This window comes from Olivibacter sp. LS-1, assembly GCF_008245145.1.
Classification (GTDB): Bacteria; Bacteroidota; Bacteroidia; order Sphingobacteriales; family Sphingobacteriaceae; genus Olivibacter; species Olivibacter oleidegradans.
Genome location: NZ_CP041643.1, coordinates 536,017 through 559,745, shown reverse-complemented (window position 1 = coordinate 559,745; position 23,729 = coordinate 536,017). Strand labels below are relative to the sequence as shown.

Sequence of the window (23,729 nt, the reverse complement as noted above, 5' to 3'; positions counted from 1 at the left end):
TAAATGAAAGCGATAGTTCTGGACGGAATTAACTTACCCTTAACGATAAAGAATGTAAGTAAGCCTAAACTAAAAGCGAATGAAGTACTCGTAAAGCTTAAAGCTGCGGCACTTAATAGGCGAGATTATTGGATACAAAAGGGACAGTACGCCGGTTTGAAATTCCCTATTATTTTAGGTTCCGATGGTGCAGGAGTCGTAGCAGAGGTGGGGAGCGAATCGGAAAAGGAGTGGATCGGAAAGGAAGTGCTTATCAATCCCTCATTAAATTGGGGCGAAAGCGAAGCCGCACAGTCGACCACATTTCATATTCTCGGACTTCCACAGGACGGTACTTTTGCAGAATACGTAAGCGTGCCGCTCCAAAATTTACATATTATGCCACCTCACCTTACTTTTGAGGAGGCGGCTGCGATACCCTTGGCCGGGTTAACCGCCTGGCGAGCCTTATTCAGTAGAGCGCATCTGAAGAGGGGGGAACGACTACTCCTAGCGGGTGTTGGAGGCGGGGTAGCAAGCTTTGCTTTGCAGTGGGCCGTACTTGCGGGTGCAGAAGTATATGTAACATCAAGCAAGCGGGAAAAAATAAGGAAGGCGCTAGACCTGGGAGCGAAGGCCGGCGCATTGTATACCGATAAAAACTGGGCAAATAAAATACACCCTAACGATGGTTTTGATGTTATAGTAGACAGCGCTATAGGAGAGGGCTTTAATAATTATATCGAGCTTGCGAAACCAGGTGGTAGAATTGTTTTCTACGGTGCTACGGTATCAGGCAATTTACCTGAACTCAATGCGAGAAAAATATTTTGGAAACAACTGAGTATATTGGGTAGTACGATGGGTTCGCCTAAAGATTTTCATGATATGTTGGCATTTGTAAATAAGCATCAGGTAAAGCCTGTTATTGACTCAATTTTTCCTTTAGCGCATGCCGAAGAGGCTGTGAGGAAGATGGATCGTTCGGAACAATTTGGTAAACTGGTACTAAGAGTGGATTAAGTTATAGAAAGATGAAACCGAGATGTAAATAATAATAATAGACACAATGGGCAATTATTATTGACAAGCATTTACATTTTTAGGTGTCAATGAGCCTCGCGGTCGCTTCGGTTATTTACTCGAGCTCTCATTAACCATTAAAAAGAAATAATAGGATGAAAACAATAGGAATGGTTATAAGTGCTTTGTTGCTGAACGTGTTTCTCTCTTGCGCGGGAGAACCCCAACAAAAGCAAGAGAAAAATAAGGTAGTTACACCTTCAGCAAATGCCGGTCTTTTAGATACGGCGACTTTTGCCGCGGGGTGTTTTTGGTGCGTAGAGGCGCAGTTTCAACAGCTTAATGGCGTTGATACAGTTGTCTCCGGTTATACGGGTGGGTATGTTAAGAACCCCTCTTACAAAGAAGTTTGCACGGGTAATACAGGCCATGCAGAGGCCGTGAATATTATTTTCGACCCAAAAGTAATCAGCTTTGATGAGTTGATCGAGGCATTTTTTGTGGCCCATGACCCAACACAACTAAATAGACAGGGAAATGATGTGGGAACGCAATATCGATCAGCCATCTTTTATCATAATCCGCAACAGAAAGAAAAGGCATTGTATTATATCAAAAGATTAGATGAAGAACATGCCTACAACAAACCTATCGTCACAGAGGTGAAACCATACGGTGCTTTCTATATAGCCGAGGATTACCATCAAAATTATTTTAATTTGAATCGGAGCGAAGGATACTGTCAATTTGTAATAGCACCGAAATTGGAAAAATTTGAAAAGGTTTTTAAGAAGAAACTGAAAAACAATAGTGAAGGAATAAAATAATCCATTGTATTAGGTGGCATGAATAAAAAACTGCTCTTGTTGCTTTGCAAAACGCATAAACAATTCGGGAAGGCCGGATAGCGGTCCATGGGGATGGATGAAAAAGAAATTGCGCTCTATGGTGAAATCTTCTATTTCAATAATTTTTAAATGTTTTTCATGCAACTCGCGAGTGATGGCATGAATAGACAAAAAAGCAAAGCTATTACTGTGCAAAAGAAATTGTTTAATACTTTCGGTACTCGCTAAATTAACGTTTATCTGCAAGTCCTGTAGATCTACACCTTTTTCTTTTAAATGTTTAGCGATCACGTCATTTGTTCCTGAACCATTCTCGCGCATAATAAAGTCAAGCCGTGAAAGATCCCTAAATGCGAATGTATCATGCAAAGCAAGCGGATTTTCTGCACGTGTAACTAAAACAATTTCGTCTTTAAAGAGAGGTGTGTATTTCATTGATTTATTTTGTGTTAACCCCTCGATAATTCCGAGATCAATGTTTTTTTTATCGAGCCAATCTTCCACTTGTTGTGTATTGCCGTGTGCCACTTCAATATGTATACCGTCGTAATTGCGATGAAAATTCGCTAATATGAGGGGAATGATGTAGTGCGAAATAGTGGTGCTGGCACCTAATTTTAATTTTCCCGATGTTTCTCCCTTTAACTTATCAATTTCGTACGTAGCTTTATTATATTGCTCAATAATAAGACGAGCATGTTTGTATAGAATGGAGCCTGCGGCAGTTAGTTTAAGCTTGTTGCCACTTCGTTCGAAAAGAGATTGGCCGATTTGTTGTTCCAATTCCTGGATATTTTTACTAACAGCAGGTTGTGATATAAAAAGCTCCGAAGCCGTTTTTGTAAAATTCAATTGCGTAGCGGCAGTGAAAAACACTTTTATTCTGAAATCACACTCCATAAAACAATGTAGATGTCTTGATAATTGTTGGGATTAATCCCGATAAAACTTGTTTATAATTGGAAAGAGCGCTAGACCAAAACCAGCCTAGCCTCTTTTTACATCGTTTTGAAAATAAAATTAAGATAAGATATCCACAATTTTAAGCAAGCTGGGTGTAAGGGAGTCTATATGCTTGATGGCCTTATTGAATGGAGTAAATGCAATGTCACCATTGATAACGCCCGCCATTTCACCTTTACGTCCAGCTAGTAGCGCTTCCACGGCAGCAACGCCTAGACGGCTTGCCAGTACTCGATCCATACAAGTTGGGCTACCTCCACGTTGTATGTGACCCAAAATGGAAACTCTGGTATCATAATTTGGAAAATGTTTCTTCACCAGTTCGGCTATAGCGAAGGCGCCACCTTCTTCGTCACCCTCGGCCACTAATACAATTTTCGAAGATTTATCTTTTCGGCCATGAGCCAACTTTTCCAATAAAGCTTTTGAATTTGTTGCGCTTTCCGGAATTAAAATGGCCTCTGCCCCTGTTCCTATGCCACTACGAAGCGCAATAAGTCCGGAATCACGGCCCATTACCTCAATAATAAATAGGCGATCGTGCGACTCCGCTGTATCTCGGATTTTGTCAACTGCACTGATAACGGTATTGATGGCCGTATCATAACCGATGGTGAAATCGGTTCCTGCTAAATCATTGTCAATAGTGCCTGGAAGCCCCATTACCGGGATGTCGTGTTCCTCAATAAATTTTGCTGCTCCCGTGAACGTTCCATCTCCACCAATAGCGACTAATCCGTCGATTTGGAATTTCCTGATTTGTTCATAAGCCTGTTGACGTCCTTCTACGGTTCGAAATTCTTTACTACGTGCGGTCTTTAAAATAGTTCCGCCTCGTTGAATGATATTGGCTACAGATTTAGCATCCATCGGAAAGATATCTCCATTTACCATACCATCATAACCCCGCTGAATACCGAATACATTTAGATTATAATGCAAACTCGTGCGTACAACAGCACGTATAGCTGCGTTCATGCCCGGCGAATCTCCACCTGAAGTAAATACTGCAATATTTTTGATTGTGCTCATATTAATGTATAGCTGATTTGATTATTACGGACACTATAGCCTTTCTTTATAGGCTTTAATACCTGATTCAAGAAAGTCGATGTAATTTTGGGGATCATAATTCGCTCCTTGCGGAGGAACCAATACATTACCATTGCTGTCTACAATAACATATAAAGGTTGCGAATTGCTGTTGAATTTGGATGCCTGGAAATCGCTCCATTTTTTTCCGATGGTATTGATCTTTTTTTTGCTGTAAGTCGAGATGTATTGTTCGTTTTGCGGCAGCGTAGTCTTATCGTCGACAAACAATTCTGCCATAATAAATTCGTTATTTAAGAGGTTTTTTACGCGGGGATCCGTCCAAACATTTGCTTCCATTTTACGACAATTCACGCAGTTCCAACCAGTGAAATCAATTAAGACAGGCTTGTTTGTTTGTTTAGAAACCTCCAAGGCTTGTTCATAATCATAATAGGGATCAAAGCCTTTCGGAGTTCCACGTTCATGAAAGATCTCTGCATATTTTTTAGGACCGGAGTTTGTGGTAGTATGAGACGAAGCCGATATACCGGTGCTTAAGTCAAAATCTTGAGTAGCACTTGGCGGCAAGAATGCGCTGACTGACTTTAATGGGGCGCCCCACATACCCGGAATCAGATATACGACAAAGGATAGCACCACAATGGCAAAAAATGTACGCAGAACCGATAAATGTGGAACCTCACTGTCGTGTGCAAATTTGATTTTTCCTAATAGGTATAGCCCCATTAAACCAAATATTACGATCCAAAGAGCTAAAAATACTTCTCTATCCAGCCAATTCCAATGGTATGCCAAATCCACATTCGATAAAAATTTAAGAGCAAAGGCTAATTCGAGGAATCCTAATACCACTTTTACGCTATTCAACCAACCTCCGGATTTCGGTAAGGATTTCAACAAGGATGGAAACAAAGCGAACAGCGCAAAGGGAATAGCAAGTGCCAAAGAAAAGCCAAACATCCCAATGGCAGGTCCTAAACGTTCGCCCTTGGAGGCTGCATCTACTAACAAGGTTCCAATTAGCGGGCCCGTGCAAGAGAAAGAAACTAAAGCGAGGCTAAAAGCCATAAAGAAGATGCCAATAAGGCCTCCTTGATCCGATTTAGCGTCTACTTTGTTAACAAATGAGCTGGGAAGGGTAATTTCGAAAGCACCTAAAAAAGATGCAGCAAATACCACTAACAATAAGAAAAACAAGAAATTAAAAATACCATTGGTAGAAAGTGCATTTAAGGCGTCTGATCCAAAAAAAATGGTGACAAGCATTCCCAAGCCAACATAAATAACTATAATAGATAAGCCGTATAGAATAGCTTGTCCTATCGCTTTTGACTTAGACCCAGCTCTCTTCGTAAAAAAGCTAACGGTTAAAGGAAGCATTGGGAATATACAAGGCATTAAAATAGCGGCAAAACCAAAAAGCAAGCCGTTAATGAATATTTGCCAAAGTGAAACGCTATTCGCAGTATCTGTTGAAATTACCGGTTGGGCAGGCAAACCTTTAGTAGGAGTAGCTGCTTGGACTGTATCGGTATTGACGCTTGTATCTTCTGTTATATCAGTAAATTCGATATCATCCAAAGAAATGGTGTCGGTTTGTAACGTAAGCGCAGAGGCTTCGTTCATAAAAAAGCTTAAGAAAATACTAGCTAATGTAATTATAATGAATTTTCTATACATCAGTTTTAGTTTGAAGGCGTGAAATTAGTAATTATTCCTGAGAGGGTGCCAATTTTCAGGTCTCCTTATTGTAAATAAAGTACGGTTAGGTTAAGATGGGATGAAGGAAAGCGGCTTAAGCCACTTTCCCTATTTTATTGGAATATTGAAATTCACTTCATCGGGAGGTAAACATTCCCGATCGTTGCACACCATAAATTCAATGGTCCCTTTAACAGAGGTTGCGGCTTTATTGAGTTTGATTTTTTGTTGAAAGACAACCTCGTTTTCAAAGTATACAACATCCATGTCAAACACCTTCTCGAAGTGGCTTATCCCCTTCGGTTCACTGGTTTTTCCAACAGGGGTGTAATCTGTTGATTTTGTGAAAGTAAAACTGGTAGGCACCGGGCCACCGGGTTTGATGTTTTGAGAGTAAATATGCCAACCTTTATCGATGGTAGCTTTTATTAGAAGCACAGCCTCCGTTTTATTAATCTTTTTAGCAGCATAGGCCCATTTTACCGGCGTTTTAATCTGTGCGGACGCAATTAAGGTGCTGAAAATCAAAATGGCTAAAAATGCACTTAATTTTTTCATTTTAATACAATTTGTCTTTTTAGACGCTGTTGGTCAAAAAGGTTTAACTTATGTGTGAATAGTCGGCCTTGCAAACTATGGAGCGAGGACGGTGCAAACTTATAGAAAAGGAGGGGATTATGCAATTTGGTTACGTCTTCTTCGCCCCAACTTTAGTCAGTTCCGTGATTTCTCTTCTGCATACTTGGCAGGAATCCTCAAATGAACGCAATTTCTTTAATAGCGTGCTCTGTCAACTGGCCGTCAAAATCTACTATAAGTTTTCCTTCTTTGTTTACGTCAATGACTGTGCCGCTTTTGTGTTGTCCTTGCACCAGAAAATTGGCAGGCTCCCCTAATCGGTAAAGAAGGCTTCTGTAACGACTTTTTTGCTGTATTATATGTTTTTCTTTAAGGCGTTGATATTCAGTGCTTAAGTGATAGCAAAGGCTTTGCAGTAAGGTGTTTATTTCAAAATCCTGATTCAGCAGCAGCTTAAGGGAAGAAGCCCTTGCCTGATTGTCACCAAAAACGGTTTGGTTAACATTTAGCGCTATGCCAATAATGGCATGTTTCCAGCTGCTTCCCCGCAGTATATTCTCTATAAGAATTCCTCCAATTTTTTTATCTAGGTAGTAAAGGTCGTTCGGCCATTTTATACGCAGATTTTCGCCCAATATCGGTTGAAGAGTATCCGCAATTGCTAAACTAACGGCGATATTGAGATCGAACTGATCCTTTGGTAAAAGGAAGGTCGGGTTCAATAGAACACTACAAGTTAAGTTTTTACCTGGTTCACTTTTCCAAATATTGCCCGCTTGTCCCTTTCCTGCATACTGCTCTACTGCCATTATTACAGTTCCTTCAGTATATGGCGTAGAATTTGACAGGTTAGATTTAAGATAATCATTAGTTGAATTTACCCGTTGAAGAGTAATAATATTTTCTCCAACAATAAGTCCCAAAAAAGTGTTACTTTGCAAAGTCTTTGTGGCATTAAATGAAAAACTGTTCAAAACTAAAATTTTTTAATGGTAAAAGGTAAAAAGGTTAAAGAATCCACTCATCTCTCGGAGATTATTATACACGGTATCCAAGAGAAGAAAGGTAACGAAATAGTTAGATTAGACCTCCAAAATGTACATAGCTCTGTTTCTGATTATTTTGTAATATGTCATGCCGAATCGACAACCCAAGTGAGGGCGATAGCGAAAAGTGTGGAAGAGGAAGTGTATAAAGCGGTTAAACAAGATCCATGGCGAAAAGAAGGGTTAGATCATGCTGAATGGATTTTGCTGGATTACATAGACGTTGTTGTACATATCTTCAAAACGGATAAAAGGCAATTTTATGCGATAGAAGATTTATGGGGCGATGCAGAACTGAAATATTTTCAAAGTGCATAAGATCCCGAGCTAAATAAACAAAGAGGATAAAACAATTTATGAAAGATAATATGTCAAATCAACCTGGGAAAATAAAGAAAGTTCCGGGGAAGAAAATCAGCCCCAAACCTCCTAAATTCAATATCATGTGGTTATGGATAGCCATGATATTGGGTTTTATTGCTCTTCAGTACGTTTTCACGGGAGAGAGTGCGAAAGAAATTACCTATCAACGATTTGAATCTACCATGTTGAAAGAAGGAGACGTGGAAAAGTTGGTAGCATATAAGCGAAATGAGTTAATTGGTGTTGAGGTTTATATTAAAAAGGATAAACTCAATCAAGAGAAATATAAGGACGTGCGCCCAAAAAATAACGGGCTTAATCTTTCCACCGGTAGTGCGGGACCCCAGTACTTTTTTCAAGATGGATCCTTCGATGCTTTGGAGCGTAAGTTAAACGCTGCACAGCAAGGTGTTCCCGAAAATCAACGGGTGAGTGTTACATTGGAGGAGAGAAATAGTCCTTGGACCGGCTGGTTACTGTCTATCATCCTGCCCTTGGGTCTTGTGATTCTTTTTTGGGTTTTCATTATGCGCCGAATGGGTGGCGGTGCCGGTGGTGCCGGCGGTCAGATTTTCAATATTGGTAAATCGAAGGCACAGCTATTTGATAAAGAATCTCAAGTAAATATTACCTTCAATGACGTGGCGGGATTGGAAGAGGCCAAGCAGGAGGTTATGGAAATTGTAGATTTTCTAAGAAATCCCAAGAAATATACCAATCTCGGAGGAAAGATTCCGAAGGGCGCGCTATTAGTAGGATCTCCAGGAACAGGGAAAACATTGTTGGCTAAGGCTGTTGCAGGAGAGGCGCAAGTACCGTTCTTTTCGTTATCGGGATCAGACTTCGTTGAAATGTTTGTTGGGGTTGGAGCTTCGCGTGTGCGGGATTTATTCAAACAGGCGAAAGATAAGGCCCCTTGCATTATCTTCATCGATGAGATCGATGCGATTGGACGCGCTCGTGGCAAAAATAATATTGTTGGCGGGAATGATGAAAGAGAGAATACACTTAATCAACTATTGGTTGAGATGGATGGATTCGGCACGGATTCGGGTATTATCATCTTAGCTGCAACAAACCGACCGGATGTACTAGACTCGGCTTTATTGAGACCGGGGCGTTTTGATCGACAGATTTCGATCGATAAGCCGGATTTGGTAGGCCGGGAGCAGATATTTAAAGTGCATTTGAAGCCGATTAAACTGGCAGCAGATGTAGAAGCGAAGAAATTATCGGCGCAAACACCTGGTTTTGCAGGGGCAGAAATCGCTAACGTTTGTAATGAAGCCGCGCTTATAGCCGCTCGTAAAAATAAAGAATCGGTTGATATGCAGGATTTCCAAGATGCAATCGATCGGGTTATCGGCGGATTGGAGAAGAAAAATAAAATTATTTCTCCTGAAGAGAAGCGAATTGTCGCTTATCACGAAGCTGGACACGCTATAGCTGGATGGTTCTTGGAACATGCTGATCCTTTGGTTAAGGTATCCATCGTTCCTCGTGGAGTAGCCGCTTTAGGTTATGCCCAATACTTGCCGAAAGAGCAGTTTTTGTATACCACGGAGCAGTTAATTGACGGTATGTGCATGACCATGGGCGGAAGGGTTGCTGAAGATCTTACTTTTGGCAAAATTTCTACAGGGGCGCAGAATGACTTGGAGCGCATTACCAAATTAGCTTATGCAATGGTGGCTGTATATGGTATGAATAATAAGGTTGGTAATATATCGTTTAACGATAGTCAGGAGTCTCAATTCCAAAAACCTTACTCCGAAAAGACGGCGGAGCTTATTGATGAAGAAGTTCGTAAATTGATAAGCGATGTTTATGAGAAAACGCGGCAATTGCTTAGCGAAAAGTCAGGCGGACTGAAGGCCTTAGCAGAAAAGTTATTGGAAAAAGAAATATTATTCCAATCGGATTTAGAGGAAATCTTAGGCAAAAGGCCTTTCGACCACCGTACTACATATGACGAATTTGTGAACGGTGATGAAGGTTCTTCTGATCAACGGAAAGCAGCTGAGGGGCTCATGCATGAAGGTGTAGGGGACAATTCCGGAACCTTCGATAAAACCAAATCCTCCGATGAAAACAGTACAACTGACACGGTGAAATAATCGTTTTACCAAAACTAATATCAAAAGAGACGCAGCTAAGTTGGTTGCGTCTCTTTTTTTATACTACCTAATTGGTTACACAGTCTATCTTCTCTTTCAGGTTTTTAATAAAAAACTTATAACTTGCACTTTAAATAGATGACTATGCAAGAAGCTACTGCGAAGGAAAGATTGTTGAAGAAAATACGAAAAGCGTTGTTGCTAAAGCGGGATAATCCCTACCCTAATTTGGAAGAAGTGCCTCTATATAAAGAGTCTGATGAAGCCATTGAGATTATGTTCGCTCAAAATTTTACAGCCGTTGCCGGTAACTTCGTTTTTTGTGAGGATGAAATCCAACTGATAGAAAGCTTACTTGCCATTACGGAAAAGGAAAATATTAAGCGGATTTATGCTTGGGAGAGCGAGATACAAGAAATACTTGATCGGTATGAATTTCCATTCTTTAGAGGGGACGCGGAGTTTCAAAAAGCAGAAATGGGTATTACGAAATGTGAGGCACTCATTGCACGGTCAGGAAGTATTTTAGTAAGCAATGGCGGTGCTGCAGGAAGAAGATTGAGCATTTATCCTCATGTACATGTCGTAATCGCCTATATGTCGCAACTGGTAATGGATCTAAAGGACGGATTTGAAGTTGTCAAGCGAAAATACGAGCAGATACCTACCATGATCAGTGCAATTACAGGCCCGAGCAGGACTGCCGATATTGAAAAGACCTTAGTTTTAGGAGCTCACGGGCCTAAACAATTATATCTACTATTGTTGGACGACACGATTGAGTCATAACAATATACTAATATTTTTAGCCGTAATACTAAATATATTAGTATATTTGTTTATGGATACAATGCAAAATGAGGAGTATTTTAAGGGTAGGGGAGCTCAAATAAATACACACAATAAGTTTTTTAAAAACAAATATGTTTGTGAGCACATAGAGGGCTTAGATGAGCCTTTTCTGGAAAATACAGCTACTCAGATCATAGAGTCTTATCCTAAACAGATTATAAGTGAGAGTGACAGTCCGGATTTACGCTTTATGAGGTCAATAAATCCTTATCAAGGATGCGAGCACGGGTGCATTTATTGCTATGCTCGGAATGCGCATGAATATTGGGGGTATAGCGCCGGACTGGATTTTGAAAGAAAAATTATTGTAAAACGTAATTGTGCAACCCTCTTAGAGAAGGAGTTTAACGCAAAAGGTTATGTTCCTTCAACCATTATGCTGTCCGGAAATACCGATTGTTATCAGCCGCTGGAGCGCAAACTTAAGCTTACACGATCTTTGCTTTACGTTTTTTTGAAATATAAGCATCCCGTTTCCATTATTAGTAAGAATAACCTGATACTTCGTGATCTGGACATTTTAACTGAACTGGCAAAATGGAAACTGGTACATGTAGCAGTTACGATCAATTCTTTAAATGAGGAATTAAGGCAAAAAATGGAACCTAGAACGGTAACGGCTGCTGGGCGACTGAATGTGATAAAGAAATTGACGGATGCCGGCATCCCGGTCATGTTAATGTGTGCGCCAATTGTACCGGGTTTGAACAGCGACGAAATGCCGGCCCTTATTGAGCAAGCGGCAAAGCATGGAGCCACTGCAGCTTCTTTTACCATTGTAAGACTTAATGGAGCAATCGGGGAGATATTTAAAGATTGGGTTCATAAGGCCTACCCGGATAGGGCTGAAAAAATTTTGCATGGTATTGCTGCGTGTCATGGTGGAAATTTAAATGACAGTCAGTTTGGTAGGCGGATTAGAGGAGAAGGACAACTCGCCGATAGTCTGCATCAGCTATTTAAATTGTCGGTGTCGCGCTTTATGGGTGAAAATAAGCTGACCGAATTACGTAGCGATCTATTCGTTCCAACCAAGGGGAAACAATTAGGATTATTCTAACGATTAATAACAATTTTTTAGTACTTTCAACCCTATTATTTAAGATATGGAGAGTTATATCACAGAAACACCTGTTGCCAGCCTAATTTTTGTTTTTACGCTTATCACCAGTATTTATGCCTTTTCAAATCACGGTGTTCTTGAAAAGTTTATGCTGCATCCATATAGCATAAGTAGGGGAGCGCGAATATATACATTACTTACCAGTGGCATGATTCACCGTGATTGGATGCATTTATTTTTTAACATGTTCACCTTCTCTTTTTTCGGTTTTCAATTAGAAAAAATTTTGGTATCCATCAGCAGCTGGGGACATGTACAATTTGCTTTAATTTATCTGTTGAGCTTGGTTATTAGTGATATAACCACCATTATGAAGCAGAAAAACAATTACAATTACTATAGTTTGGGGGCTTCAGGTGCCATCTGTGGGGTACTTTTTAGTGCTATTCTATTTCAACCCACCTCTTATATAGGTGTGTTTTTTATTCCCATCCCTGCGGTTATTTTTGGTCCCTTGTTTTTATTCTATTGTGTGTGGGCAGCTAAAGTAGGGCGCGATAGCATCAACCATGATGCACACTTTTATGGTGCGATCGTTGGCCTTGTTGTTACGGTATTACTATACCCTCAGGTTATTGGTCACTTTTTCAGCGCCGTAGGACAACTGTTCACTTAGTCGCCATAAGTCTTAGGTAAATCAATTGCTTCACACGGGCGGAATGATCCGTTTTGATCCGCCAAAAATGTCATCGGGTTTTCAGGATCCTTAATGATTTCAAATAAGGTAAAACCCCAAGGTTTCCAGAAATTTTCCAGTACCTGTCCATATGTCTTAGCTTGAAACGTATCAAAGATGGGGCGTGTGTCCATGCCCGCTAGTGGCATAGGTTCGATATAGACGATTTTTTCGGTTGGCAGTATGGCATATTCAGGTAGCCGATTAAAGAGATAAGCAGAATAAAAAAATAAGCCACAAATCTCTTCAAACTGAATGGGATGCAGTTTTTTTCCGGATACTAACTGAAGCTTCCGCTCGTGATATCTATTATTGGCTCCGTTGTCTTGCAAGCAAGCTACAATGCCGAAATTGTTCATTCGTAATGAGAAAACCAATGTGTTAATTTCATCTCGATAACTGAATTTGTCTTCCGGACTGTCTATTTCAAATACGTTGATGCTGAAAGGTAAACTGCCTTCGAATTCCATAGATTTAATCATCGATTGCAGCATAACATGTAGATTGGAAAATTTTTTGGCTAGAACCTGCGAAAAGTTCATCGCTTCACCGCTCATATGCTGTTGCCTGATCCCAATCTGTATTTCATTGAATACAATTCCATAAAGAAGCTTTCCAATCCATTGAAACAATAATTGCTTGTTAAGTTTGATTACTTCCTGATAGCCTCCTAAAAAAGCCGCTTTTACTTCCTCTTCTAACTTTTCCAATCTATCAGAAGTGTCTGCCGAACAAGGCACCTTAAGCTTTTTGTAAGTCGTTATACTTTCGTCGAGCAACTTGAATGGCTTTTCTTCTAAATGATAATGTTGCATCAGCCAGGAAGGGAACACCTGTATTTGTTCTTCGGATGATGTTAACGTTTGCCCACTTAAAAAGCAAGTCTTATTGTCAAACGAAAATTTATGAAAGGGGTAGTATAACATTGTTAAATAGTTAATAGGGAACTTGTTAATAGTTAGTAGGAAATAGAGAACTTGTTAATAGAAATGTTGGATCGAGATAACTAATCATTTTGTCTTCAATATCTGTATAAGTTTTATCAACATTCTCTTTATATGGATAATTTCTTCTTGCAACCGGCTATTTTCAATACAGAAATTTAAGCGCTTAGCAATTTCCAATTGTGTTTCTATCTCAACGATAGATCCTAAGCTAACATATAAAAATTGTATGTATTCCTTAACAAATTGTCTTGCGGCTCCTTCTGCAATATTTGAAGGGATTGATATAGCAGCCCTTCTCATTTGACTGGTAAGGCCAAATTTTTCTTCTTCAGGAAATTTAGCGGTTAATTGATAAATGTTCTGGACAAAGTCCAAAGACTTTTGATATACTAATAAATCTTTATGGGAATTAATTTCATTCATAAGCTAACCTTGAAATGACAGCGCATATCGAAAGAGGAAAGGGCGCTTAAAGCTTTACGCTATTAACCACTCCCTTGTTCCCTATTAACAGCTAACTATATTGCTTATTATAATATTCCTGATAGGCTCCCGAGGTTACGTTATTTAGCCATTCTTCATTTGCTAAATACCAATCAACGGTCTTTTCCAATCCTTCTTCGAACTGTAAGCTAGGCACCCATCCCAAATCTTTTTGCAGTTTTGTGGAATCGATCGCATACCGTAAATCATGGCCTGCACGATCTTTAACGAAAGTGATAAGTTTTGCCGATTCGCCTGCGGGTCGTCCCAACTTCCGATCCATAATGTTACAAAGTAATCGGATCAGATCAATGTTTTTCCATTCATTATGCCCACCAATATTGTAGGTATCGCCGGCCTTTGCTTGGTGGAAAATAACGTCGATGGCACGGGCATGGTCTTCTACCCACAACCAATCCCTAACATTTTCCCCTTTCCCATAAACAGGCACGGGTTTATTGTTTTTTATATTATGAATTGCTAAGGGAATCAGTTTTTCCGGGAAGTGATGGGAACCATAATTGTTTGAACAATTTGAGATGACCGTATTAAGCCCATACGTATCATGATAGGCCCTGACAAAGTGATCGGAGCTTGCCTTTGAAGCAGAGTAAGGTGAGTGTGGGTCGTACTTCGTTTCTTCGGTGAACATACCACTTTCTCCCAAGGCGCCATAGACCTCATCTGTACTAACATGATAAAAACGTTTGCTACTATCACCTTCCCAGTATTTCCGCGCAGCATTCAATAAGTTGACAGTTCCAACGACATTGGTCAGTACAAAATCCAAGGGGTTGCTAATAGAGCGATCTACGTGCGACTCAGCAGCAAGATGGATTACGGCATCCGGTTTGACACGCTCGAACAGCTCATTGATAAATGCAGCGTCAGTAATGTCACCCTTTACGAATTCATAGTTCACCTGATCTTCTATATCCGATAAGTTGGCAAGGTTACCGGCATATGTTAATTTATCGAGGTTAATAATGTGGTATTGCGGATAGTTGTTAACAAAACGTCTTACTACGTGCGATCCAATAAATCCGGCACCTCCTGTTATAATGATATTCATGGTCTTTCTATTAAGTATGTTTGCTAAACACAATTTTATTATCCAAATGGATTTTTCTCTTTTAAATAAACTTCCCAAGCCCAAGCCGAACGCATCATTTCCTCCACATCCAATTCGGCTTTCCACCCCAATTCCGTCAATGATTTAGAGACATCTCCCCACACTTTTTCGATGTCTCCTGCACGGCGTGGGCCAATTTGATAATTCAGTTTTACGCCTGTTGACGATTCGAAGGCCCTGATAATTTCGAGCACGGACAAACCTTTACCCGTACCGATGTTGAATACTTCATAATTGGCTTTGGCCTTATGTTCTTCTAAACGTTTTATGGCCGCTACGTGTGCCTTTGCGAGGTCTACAACATGGATATAATCCCTAATGGCTGATCCATCGGGTGTATCATAGTCATTTCCGAACACGGTAACTTTTTCTCGCTTTCCAATTGCTGTCTGTGTAATGAAGGGTACAAGGTTTTGAGGTACACCTAATGGCAATTCGCCGATTAAAGCACTGGCATGTGCTCCCACAGGATTAAAATAACGTAAAGCAATGATATGATAATTGGCAAAAGCCTTGGCCGTATCGCTTAAGATTTCTTCAGCTACCTGTTTAGTATTACCGTAGGGCGATTCAGCTTTTTGAACCGGTGCGCTTTCGGTTACCGGTAATTCCTTAGGCTGCCCATAAACTGTACAGCTTGAGGAGAATACAAAATTGATATCGCGATCCTTAAATGCATTTAATAGATTGAGTAAAGAAAAGAAATTGTTTCGATAGTACTTGATCGGTTCTTCTACAGATTCGCCAACCGCTTTGCTGGCCGCGAAATGAATGAGTCCGGTGATATCCGGGTTATTCTTTACAAATTCGATTACCTTTTGTTCGTTGCAGAGGTCAAATTCATGAAACTCCGGGCTATTTCCGGTGATGGAAGCTATTTGTTTCAAAACCCCTTTATTAGAATTCGATAAATTATCAATAATAACAGGCGTGTAACCTGCATTTTGTAATTCTACAACGGTATGCGATCCGATATATCCCGTACCGCCGGTAACCAAAATTTTGCTCATATAATCGATTTTAATTAATGCTTGTTATAATACGTAAAATCTTTGTGTTTTATTTCTTTTTCGGGAAGTGATTTAAAATATTTATAAGTCTTTTGCAGACCTTCCTCCCGTCCAATCTTAGGTTCCCATCCTAGAATTTCCTTCGCTTTTGTTATATCGGGTCTTCTTTGTTTAGGATCATCGATCGGTAGGTCACGATAAACTAGTTTCTGATTCGTTCCTGTCAGTCTTATTATTTCTTCACCAAATTGCTTGATGGTTATTTCATCAGGATTTCCTATGTTTACGGGTTGTGTATAATCACTCATTAATAACCGGTAAATGCCATCTATTTGATCGTCCACATAACAAAACGAACGTGTTTGTGAGCCGTCTCCGAATACGGTTAGGTCTTCACCTCGCAAGGCTTGTCCTATAAAAGCAGGTAAAACCCTTCCATCGTTTAGTCGCATACGCGGACCGTAAGTGTTAAATATTCGAACAATCCGTGTATCCAATCCATGAAACGTATGGTAAGCCATGGTAATAGCTTCCTGAAAACGCTTAGCCTCATCATATACCCCGCGAGGACCTACCGGATTTACATTTCCCCAATATTCTTCCGGCTGCGGACTTACCGTAGGATCGCCATATACTTCTGACGTGGATGCTACTAAAATGCGCGATTGTTTAGAACGTGCTAAGCCGAGTAAATTGTGGGTGCCTAAGGAACCGACTTTTAATGTCTGAATTGGAATTTTTAGATAATCAATCGGACTAGCAGGAGATGCGAAATGTAAAATATAATCTAGGCGCCCCGGTACGTAGACAAATTTGGAAACATCATGATTGTAAAACTCAAAATTTTCCAGTTTGAATAAATGCTCGATATTTCGTAAATCCCCGGTTATTAGATTGTCCATTCCGATTACATGGAAATCCTCTTTGATAAAACGATCGCATAAATGTGATCCAAGGAAACCAGCTGCCCCGGTAATTAATATGCGCTTTCTTGACATGCTTTAATAAATGTTTGGAATATTCTTTGGCGAAGATAAACAAATTGAATATAATTGCCGTTTCTTATAAAAAACTATCAGGGCCTTGTCTGTCCTTAAAATGATTCATAATCTTCTAACAGCATGTGGATATTGTATAATTTGGGTATTTTTTTGGGACAGTTTTTTGTGCTCATTGCCGCACCCTTTAATGCGCGGGTTCGGAAATGGAAAGAAGGCCGGCAAGGCTTGTTTAAGTTGATCGCCAGTAAAGTAGACTCATCAAAGAAACACACTTGGTTTCATTTTGCTTCCTTAGGCGAATTTGAGCAAGGCCGCACTGTTTTGGAAGCCTATAGAACACATTTTCCTAACAAGCTAGTGGTAGTTACTTTCTTTTCTCCATCCGGCTACGAGGTGCGAGCTAACTATGCCAAAGCGGATTATGTGTTTTATCTCCCCGCAGACACACCCGCCAATGCCAAGAGGTTTATCGAGCTCATCAATCCAGAAGAAGTGTTCTTCGTAAAGTATGAATTTTGGCACAATTATTTTAAGGCGCTTCATAATCGGCGAATTCCCCTTTATTTAGTTTCGGCTATATTCCGGAAAGGGCAATTTTATTTCACTTGGTATGGCCGACTTTTTAGATCGACTTTGCGCTATGTGACTTTTTATTTCGCTCAAAATCAGGAAAGTGTTGCTTTGCTGCATAGTATTGGTCTTAAAAATGTTTCGTTAACGGGTGACACCCGATTCGATCGCGTGGCGCTCCTCTCGCAGCATAAACGCGAGATAGAGGTTGTTTCCCGTTTTGTTGACGGACATAAAGTTCTAGTGGCGGGGAGTACTTGGTTGCCCGATGAAGAATTGATTATGTCTTTGCGACAGGTTTATCCCGAATGGAAAATAGTGATTGCGCCACATATTGTTGATGCCGCTCATTTAAATGAAATTGATAGCCGATTTAAACAGAGTGTGCGGTTCTCCACGTTAAATAGTAGCGTTCATCCAAAAGATAATGCGAATGCTTTTGTACTAATTATAGACAACATAGGTATGCTCTCCTACTTGTATAGTTATGCAGATGTCGCTTATATTGGTGGTGGTTTCGGCGTTGGAATTCATAATATATTGGAGGCGGCAACTTATGGCGTTCCGGTAATTTTTGGCCCTCACTATCACAAATTTCAAGAAGCAAAAGACCTAATTGCAGCCAAAGCAGCTTTTAGCATTCGCAACTTACAAGAGTTTGTAGCAGTGTTTGAACGTTTGCAAGAAATAGAGATTAGACAGGAGGCGGGGAATCGAGCGTATGGCTATGTACAACAACAGGCTGGTGCTACGGCGAAGATTATCGATTATTTGGCTGGAAATCGAGAGTAGGTCCGTAGTTGGGTGCAGTGGTGGCATTTACTCGACCATTCTTGAAAGTAGAAGGAATAAGGTGCGACTAACAACTGCTAATACATCGGCTCAAATCACTTTCGCTTCTCTGATTTTCCTCCTAAAGAGCTTGCCTGGTAAATATTTACTGGCCCAAATCGCTTTAATTTCACTTCCCGCTATAAATATTTCTTCTTTTTGTTTGTCTAAATGAGGGATCAAGCGTTTCACGAACTCGGATACTGACATTGCTTTGATGTGGACATCATCTTTCTTTTGATATTTTTCACCATTGCCTATTAGTGCTTTTTCGCCCAATGAGGTGTTTACGAAACCAGGGCATACCATACTAATGTGTATGTTGTCGTCGTAGATTTCCGGTCGCAGGGATTCGAAATAACCATGTAATGCATGTTTGGATGCTGCATAAGAAGATCTAAATCGCGTTCCAATTTTTCCCATCAAGCTGCTTATAACTATGATATGCCCTCTGCCCTGTTGTTGCATGGCGGGTAATACCGCTTGGGTTATGGCTACAGGTCCCCAATAATTAATGTCCATAATCTTTTGTGCCACGGATAACTTTGTGTCTATGGCTAAGGCCCGTTGGGTTACACCGGCGGAATGGATCAATGTGTCGATTCTGCCAAATATGCGTAATGCTTCCAGTGCTTTTTCGGGCAGGGAAGTTTCGTCTTCTAAATCAAGAGGTAACACATGGACATTCATGGGATTGCCTTTGCAGGCTGCTTTTACTTGGTATAGCTTGTCTCTCGAACGGGCAGAAATGATAAGCTTAGCGCCTATAGAAGCATAGTACTTGGCCAAGCCTTCTCCTATTCCGGCTGAAGCGCCAATAATCCAAATAACTCGATGACCGGCAGGTATTATATTTTTTTTAGATCTTTTCATGTTCATATCCTTCTTCAATAAAAAGTTCGGAAGCGATGTAATCGGCCATCAATTTTCCTGAAACGGTCAGTTTTAGGCAATCGCGCTCCCTATATATTTTGTTATCTTCTTCAAACTGCTTCGCATTGCTTACAACATAGCCCAGGGCGGCACTTCCGTAGAGACGTTCGAGGTATTCTAGATCGAGCCCCCACATTGTTCGTAAAGAAGTCATGATATACTCATTGATCCGATCGATTTCAGATAATGTCTCGACCTCAGCAGGAACACGCTGATGGTTTATCGATGTTATATACTGCTGGTTGTTATTGATATTCCATTGCCGTTGTAATCCATTGAACGAATGAGCGGAAGGACCTATTCCTAAATAGGGCTTTGATTTCCAGTAATTTGTGTTGTGTTTTGCATAACGACTCGGTAATGCAAAATTTGAAATTTCGTAATGCTCATAAGCATAGCCGTCCAGCGTTTCAATGAGTTGAAGAAATTGTGCTGCCGCCTGTTCATCGTCCATTTTTTTATATTTTCCTACCTTTATGAGATGGGCTAAGGCTGTTTTTGGCTCTACTGTCAAACTGTAAGCAGAGATATGCGGAATGTGAAGCTGTACGAGTTTCTGTATATTGTTTAACCATTTTTCATCGGTTAACAAAGGATAGCCATAAATTAAGTCGGCTGTGATATCTTCAAAACCGGCATCCTGTACTCGCTTTATCGCACTATCGGCTTCTTGAGCAGTATGCGCACGGTTCATCCATTTCAGATCTTCGTCATAGAACGACTGGATACCAATACTGAATCTGTTAATGGAAGTTCTTCGAAAAGCTTCAATCTTTGTTTTGCCTAAGTCGTCCGGATTTGCTTCCAGGGTGATTTCAACCGTATTGCTAATGTCGTAATGGCGACTTGCCTCATCCAGTAAGAAACTGATTTCCGATGCTTCTAAGATCGAAGGCGTGCCTCCGCCAAAATAGATTGTATTAATTCGATCGGTGGGAAGATAGCTCGATTGTAAGCGCAGTTCTTTCGCCATGGCTTCCAACATTTCATTTTTGTACTTGATTGAAGTGCTGAAATGAAAATCACAGTAGTGACATGCTTGTTTGCAAAAAGGTATATGAAAGTAAATACCGCCCATGCCTGCAAAGTTAAGGCAATGGAATGGATTTATTCTTCATCGTTAACTCATTTTATATAGGCTTCTTTTCCGGGATCGTCCAGAAGTAAATAGTAGATTCGCCAACTTTGATTTTTTTCTCAGGCTGCCAATCCCCCATATCAAATTCGTTTGAGACAATACGCGTACCGGGTTTTAATTGTTCCAATAGTTTTGGACGCAGTTTTAAATTGACATAGGGAAGCAGATACAGCGTCACCACGGATGCTTTACTGAAATCCACGTCAAAAAGATCTTGCTGTAGGAACTGAACCTTGTCGCTAACACCTTCTTTCTGTGCATTTCGATTCGCTTCCTTAATTCTATTCGGATCTATATCTACGCCAACACCGGTGGCTCCATACTCTTTAGCTGCCGTAATAACGATCCGGCCGTCTCCGCAACCTAAATCATATATCAAGTCGTTTTTGTTTACCTGGGCAATTTGTAGCATCGCTTCAACAACCGCTGGTTTACTGGCTACGTAAGGAACATCCAAAGATTGTTCTGTCCCGGTCTTCTTAGTAGAACAGGAAAGGAGTCCAAGGCATGTTGATAAAAAAAGTATGATAGCTAGCGGAAGTTTTTCTGCTAACTTCGAACGTTTATTTAAGTCGACAACCATATAATGTGTTAAGGTCTGTGGTAAAAGTTTTGACATAAAGGTACAACAATCGTACCTAATTTCTAATGTATTTTACCTTTTAAGACGCTGTTTCACTTAAACAGCTTCTTGAACGTAGATGCGCAATGCGATCATCGCACTTTGTGATGAAATTGTTATGCATCTGATAGATTTTGAGTAAATGGATTATTACGATTTTTTAATATCTTTGGCGGGCTGTTCTTATTTCATTATCTAAAGCATATAGGTACCGCATACAGGTTAGGGACGTAATTGCCGGGAGCGTGAAATTTCAAAAGATGAATAAGAATCCCCTTGACAAAATCGTTGTTTTGAAAGATACATTGAAAAGACTACGCTATATATCTTTAAAAATTAAATAACATCTGGATGAATATCCACCATTTTATATCACAAGAAAATACGAGTTTTATCAATCCCTTATTTATCTTGTATACTTTCCCCCCAAATAACATAGCTACCCAATTTTGCGTCGTTGTTAATGACGACCCACAAGTTGAGGAATTGTACGGGCAAAATAATGTAAATACTTATCAATAATTATATACAAATGAAATACAAACGTATCCTACTTAAACTTAGCGGAGAAGCTTTAATGGGTAACAAACAGTACGGTATCGATATCGACCGTGTCGCCCAGTACGCACAAGACATAAAAGCTGTCTATGATGAAGGGGTAGAGATTGCAATTGTTATTGGAGGCGGAAACATTTACCGTGGACTGAGTGCAGAAAAAGCAGGGATGGATCGTGTGCAAGCTGACTACATGGGCATGCTGGCCACCGTCATCAACAGCATGGCTTTACAGGATGCGTTAGAAAAGGCTGGCATGAAAACGCGCCTGCTCACAGCGATAAAAATGGAGCAGATTTGCGAGCCGTTTATCCGAAGAAGGGCAGTAAGGCATCTGGAAAAAGGTAGAATCGTAATTTTTGGTGCCGGTACTGGAAACCCATACTTTACTACGGATACGGCGGCTTCTTTAAGAGCTATTGAAATCAATGCGGATGTTGTGTTAAAAGGTACTCGGGTAGACGGTATCTATACTGCCGATCCGGAAAAGGATCCTAATGCAACTAAGTTTGACCAGATTACCTTCCAAGATGTATATAATCAAGGATTGAATGTAATGGATATGACAGCCTTTACTTTATGCCAAGAGAATAAATTGCCGATTATCGTATTTGACATGAACAAAAGTGGCAATTTAGTTCGTTTAGCACAAGGCGAGCTAATAGGTACTTTGGTAAAAGACTAAGGCAGCTTAAAGGAGTGGGATGTAGGGTATAAGGCTTATGGTTAATTTGATAACCTTATGCGTTATGCCCTACATCTTCACCTTTCGTCCTTATTGAAGCAATTCCTTTAAGGCTCGGTCCACTTTATGGAAACCAAATTCGCCCAGGACCTTATCGAAGAGGTTTTTTATTTCTTTGTTTTGTAAGTTTCCGATGCTCCCTTCGTGCGTGTGCTTTACTTCCTTAATGGGTTTAAAAGTCCCTTTTTCTATTGCCAAACCGATGTTTTTATAAGCCTCTCTAAAAGGGACGCCTTGTAACACTTCATGATTCACCACTTCTACACTGAATAAGTAGTTGTATTTTGGATCCTCGAGAATATTTGTATTGACTTTAATATTGCTCAGCATTAAGTGCATCATTTGAAGGCAGTCGTTGATGGATTGAAAGGCAGGAAATAAATTCTCTTTCAGCAACTGCAAGTCTCGATGATATCCCGAAGGAAGATTTGTGGTCATCAAAGCGATTTCATTTGGCAAGGCCTGGATTTTATTGCAGCGAGCTCGGATAAGTTCAAAGACGTCCGGGTTTTTTTTATGGGGCATGATGCTGGATCCTGTGGTCAATTTATCGGGAAAACTAATGAATCCGAAATTTTGATTCATATATAGGCAGGCATCCATGGCCATTTTTGCTAGTGACGCGGCGATTGCACTCATTCCTTGTGCTAAGACTCGTTCTGTCTTTCCACGGCCCATCTGTGCGTATACAACGTTGTAGTTTAAGGTCTCAAAACCCAATAATTCGGTGGTTAATGTTCTGTTCAATGGAAAGGAAGAACCATAGCCTGCTGCGGAACCCAAAGGGTTCTTATTGCATATCTTCCAAGCGGCCAACATAAGCTCCAGATCGTCTACTAAGCTTTCAGCGTAAGCACCAAACCAAAGCCCAAATGAGGAAGGCATAGCAATTTGCAAATGGGTATACCCCGGCATTAACACTTCCCGGTATTGATTACTTAGTTCTATGAGTAGCTCGAATAAAAACTTAGTATTTTCTACAATTTGTTTGATCTCGTTTCTAAAGTAAAGTTTGAGGTCGACCAATACCTGATCGTTTCTTGAACGACCACTGTGTATTTTCTTTCCGGCATCTCCGATACGTTGCGTGAGCAATAGCTCAATCTGAGAGTGAACGTCCTCCACATGCTCATCAATTGTAAAACCACCCGTCTCAATTTCGCGATAAATCTTTTTGAGCTCTTCTTGAATAACCGCTAGTTCGTCTTTTGTCAATAGGCCAATGCTTTCGAGCATCTGCGTATGCGCCAGGGATCCTAATACATCAAAAGGAGCCAAAAATATATCAAGTGCTCGATCGTTTCCTACTGTGAATTTTTCGACCGATTGCTCTACTTCCGTTTCTTTTTGCCAAAGTTTCATATGTAAATAATTTGTCTTTGAAAGGTCATATGAATGTCCAGATTATTTTCATTCGAGTTTGTGTTTTGCAGTCA

23 protein-coding genes are annotated in these 23,729 nt (G+C 40.3%); 9 read left to right on the top strand and 14 right to left on the bottom strand.

Annotated elements, in window-relative coordinates:
• The first annotated feature begins 3 nt into the window (after window positions 1-3).
• On the top strand, window positions 4-1,002 hold the full coding sequence (locus FKG96_RS02275; protein WP_130854796.1) for a zinc-binding dehydrogenase: 999 nt from the start codon (window positions 4-6) through the stop codon (window positions 1,000-1,002).
• A gap of 155 nt (window positions 1,003-1,157) precedes the next feature.
• The gene (msrA, locus tag FKG96_RS02270) at window positions 1,158-1,829 is read left to right on the top strand and encodes a peptide-methionine (S)-S-oxide reductase MsrA (RefSeq protein WP_130854797.1); all 672 of its coding nucleotides are present in this window, start codon (window positions 1,158-1,160) and stop codon (window positions 1,827-1,829) included.
• Between the two features lie 9 nt (window positions 1,830-1,838).
• Here the strand turns inward: msrA and FKG96_RS02265 are convergent, their stop codons facing one another.
• The 5 genes from FKG96_RS02265 to FKG96_RS02245 all read right to left on the bottom strand — a co-directional run bounded on the left by FKG96_RS02265 (window position 1,839) and on the right by FKG96_RS02245 (window position 7,123).
• Window positions 1,839-2,750 carry a LysR family transcriptional regulator gene (locus tag FKG96_RS02265; protein ID WP_013664361.1) on the bottom strand — a complete coding sequence of 304 codons (912 nt, stop codon included), beginning with the start codon at window positions 2,748-2,750 and terminating at the stop codon, window positions 1,839-1,841.
• A 120-nt stretch (window positions 2,751-2,870) separates the two neighbouring features.
• Window positions 2,871-3,845 (bottom strand): 6-phosphofructokinase, encoded by a 975-nt coding sequence (gene pfkA / locus FKG96_RS02260; protein ID WP_013664360.1) that lies wholly within the window; start codon window positions 3,843-3,845, stop codon window positions 2,871-2,873.
• A 33-nt stretch (window positions 3,846-3,878) separates the two neighbouring features.
• Complete coding sequence (locus FKG96_RS02255; RefSeq protein WP_242627119.1) at window positions 3,879-5,495, bottom strand: protein-disulfide reductase DsbD; 1,617 nt, start codon at window positions 5,493-5,495, stop codon at window positions 3,879-3,881.
• A 183-nt stretch (window positions 5,496-5,678) separates the two neighbouring features.
• A complete protein-coding gene (locus tag FKG96_RS02250; protein WP_013664358.1) occupies window positions 5,679-6,128 on the bottom strand; it encodes a protein-disulfide reductase DsbD N-terminal domain-containing protein in 450 nt (149 codons plus the stop codon).
• 197 nt (window positions 6,129-6,325) lie between these two features.
• Window positions 6,326-7,123, bottom strand: a complete 798-nt coding sequence (locus FKG96_RS02245) for a biotin--[acetyl-CoA-carboxylase] ligase (RefSeq protein WP_165446911.1) — start codon at window positions 7,121-7,123, stop codon at window positions 6,326-6,328.
• 15 nt (window positions 7,124-7,138) lie between these two features.
• On the opposite strand from FKG96_RS02245, the gene rsfS reads away from it, so the two are divergent.
• From rsfS to FKG96_RS02220, 5 genes are all read left to right on the top strand, one after another.
• Entirely contained in the window at window positions 7,139-7,513 is a 375-nt protein-coding gene (rsfS, locus tag FKG96_RS02240) for a ribosome silencing factor (protein ID WP_013664356.1), read from the top strand.
• 38 nt (window positions 7,514-7,551) lie between these two features.
• Window positions 7,552-9,675 carry an ATP-dependent zinc metalloprotease FtsH gene (gene ftsH, locus FKG96_RS02235; RefSeq protein WP_130854800.1) on the top strand — a complete coding sequence of 708 codons (2,124 nt, stop codon included), beginning with the start codon at window positions 7,552-7,554 and terminating at the stop codon, window positions 9,673-9,675.
• Between the two features lie 144 nt (window positions 9,676-9,819).
• Window positions 9,820-10,464: an LUD domain-containing protein gene (locus FKG96_RS02230; protein WP_013664354.1), complete on the top strand. Its 645-nt coding sequence runs from the start codon at window positions 9,820-9,822 to the stop codon at window positions 10,462-10,464.
• Window positions 10,465-10,516: 52 nt separating this feature from the next.
• Entirely contained in the window at window positions 10,517-11,587 is a 1,071-nt protein-coding gene (locus tag FKG96_RS02225) for a PA0069 family radical SAM protein (protein ID WP_207303713.1), read from the top strand.
• A gap of 46 nt (window positions 11,588-11,633) precedes the next feature.
• Window positions 11,634-12,266: a rhomboid family intramembrane serine protease gene (locus tag FKG96_RS02220; protein ID WP_013664352.1), complete on the top strand. Its 633-nt coding sequence runs from the start codon at window positions 11,634-11,636 to the stop codon at window positions 12,264-12,266.
• Here the strand turns inward: FKG96_RS02220 and FKG96_RS02215 are convergent.
• The 5 genes from FKG96_RS02215 to FKG96_RS02195 form a co-directional block, all read right to left on the bottom strand.
• Window positions 12,263-13,252 carry a hypothetical protein gene (locus FKG96_RS02215; protein ID WP_130854801.1) on the bottom strand — a complete coding sequence of 330 codons (990 nt, stop codon included), beginning with the start codon at window positions 13,250-13,252 and terminating at the stop codon, window positions 12,263-12,265. The genes FKG96_RS02220 and FKG96_RS02215 overlap by 4 nt on opposite strands.
• An 84-nt stretch (window positions 13,253-13,336) precedes the next feature.
• On the bottom strand, window positions 13,337-13,696 hold the full coding sequence (locus FKG96_RS02210) for a four helix bundle protein (RefSeq protein ID WP_130854802.1): 360 nt from the start codon (window positions 13,694-13,696) through the stop codon (window positions 13,337-13,339).
• A 91-nt stretch (window positions 13,697-13,787) separates the two neighbouring features.
• Window positions 13,788-14,828 (bottom strand): dTDP-glucose 4,6-dehydratase, encoded by a 1,041-nt coding sequence (gene rfbB, locus FKG96_RS02205; RefSeq protein WP_130854803.1) that lies wholly within the window; start codon window positions 14,826-14,828, stop codon window positions 13,788-13,790.
• A 38-nt stretch (window positions 14,829-14,866) separates the two neighbouring features.
• Window positions 14,867-15,898: a UDP-glucose 4-epimerase GalE gene (gene galE, locus FKG96_RS02200; protein WP_130854804.1), complete on the bottom strand. Its 1,032-nt coding sequence runs from the start codon at window positions 15,896-15,898 to the stop codon at window positions 14,867-14,869.
• Between the two features lie 14 nt (window positions 15,899-15,912).
• Window positions 15,913-16,896 (bottom strand): UDP-glucuronic acid decarboxylase family protein, encoded by a 984-nt coding sequence (locus tag FKG96_RS02195; protein ID WP_130854805.1) that lies wholly within the window; start codon window positions 16,894-16,896, stop codon window positions 15,913-15,915.
• A 123-nt stretch (window positions 16,897-17,019) separates the two neighbouring features.
• On the opposite strand from FKG96_RS02195, the gene FKG96_RS02190 reads away from it, so the two are divergent.
• Window positions 17,020-18,261 (top strand): 3-deoxy-D-manno-octulosonic acid transferase, encoded by a 1,242-nt coding sequence (locus FKG96_RS02190; RefSeq protein ID WP_130854806.1) that lies wholly within the window; start codon window positions 17,020-17,022, stop codon window positions 18,259-18,261.
• 90 nt (window positions 18,262-18,351) lie between these two features.
• On the opposite strand, the gene FKG96_RS02185 is transcribed toward FKG96_RS02190, so the two are convergent.
• The 3 genes from FKG96_RS02185 to FKG96_RS02175 are packed head-to-tail and all read right to left on the bottom strand — an operon-like array spanning window position 18,352 to window position 20,990.
• On the bottom strand, window positions 18,352-19,173 hold the full coding sequence (locus FKG96_RS02185) for an SDR family NAD(P)-dependent oxidoreductase (protein WP_130854807.1): 822 nt from the start codon (window positions 19,171-19,173) through the stop codon (window positions 18,352-18,354).
• Window positions 19,160-20,311 (bottom strand): radical SAM family heme chaperone HemW, encoded by a 1,152-nt coding sequence (gene hemW, locus FKG96_RS02180; protein WP_130854808.1) that lies wholly within the window; start codon window positions 20,309-20,311, stop codon window positions 19,160-19,162. Before hemW ends, FKG96_RS02185 begins: the two co-directional genes overlap by 14 nt.
• Window positions 20,312-20,363: 52 nt before the next feature.
• A complete protein-coding gene (locus tag FKG96_RS02175) occupies window positions 20,364-20,990 on the bottom strand; it encodes a cyclopropane-fatty-acyl-phospholipid synthase family protein (RefSeq protein ID WP_242627120.1) in 627 nt (208 codons plus the stop codon).
• A gap of 535 nt (window positions 20,991-21,525) precedes the next feature.
• On the opposite strand from FKG96_RS02175, the gene pyrH reads away from it, so the two are divergent.
• Window positions 21,526-22,233: a UMP kinase gene (gene pyrH, locus FKG96_RS02170; protein ID WP_013664341.1), complete on the top strand. Its 708-nt coding sequence runs from the start codon at window positions 21,526-21,528 to the stop codon at window positions 22,231-22,233.
• Between the two features lie 90 nt (window positions 22,234-22,323).
• Here pyrH and argH read toward each other — a convergent pair whose 3' ends face one another.
• Window positions 22,324-23,655, bottom strand: coding sequence for an argininosuccinate lyase (gene argH / locus FKG96_RS02165; RefSeq protein WP_130854809.1), 1,332 nt, complete (start codon window positions 23,653-23,655; stop codon window positions 22,324-22,326).
• Between the last annotated feature and the right edge of the window lie 74 nt (window positions 23,656-23,729).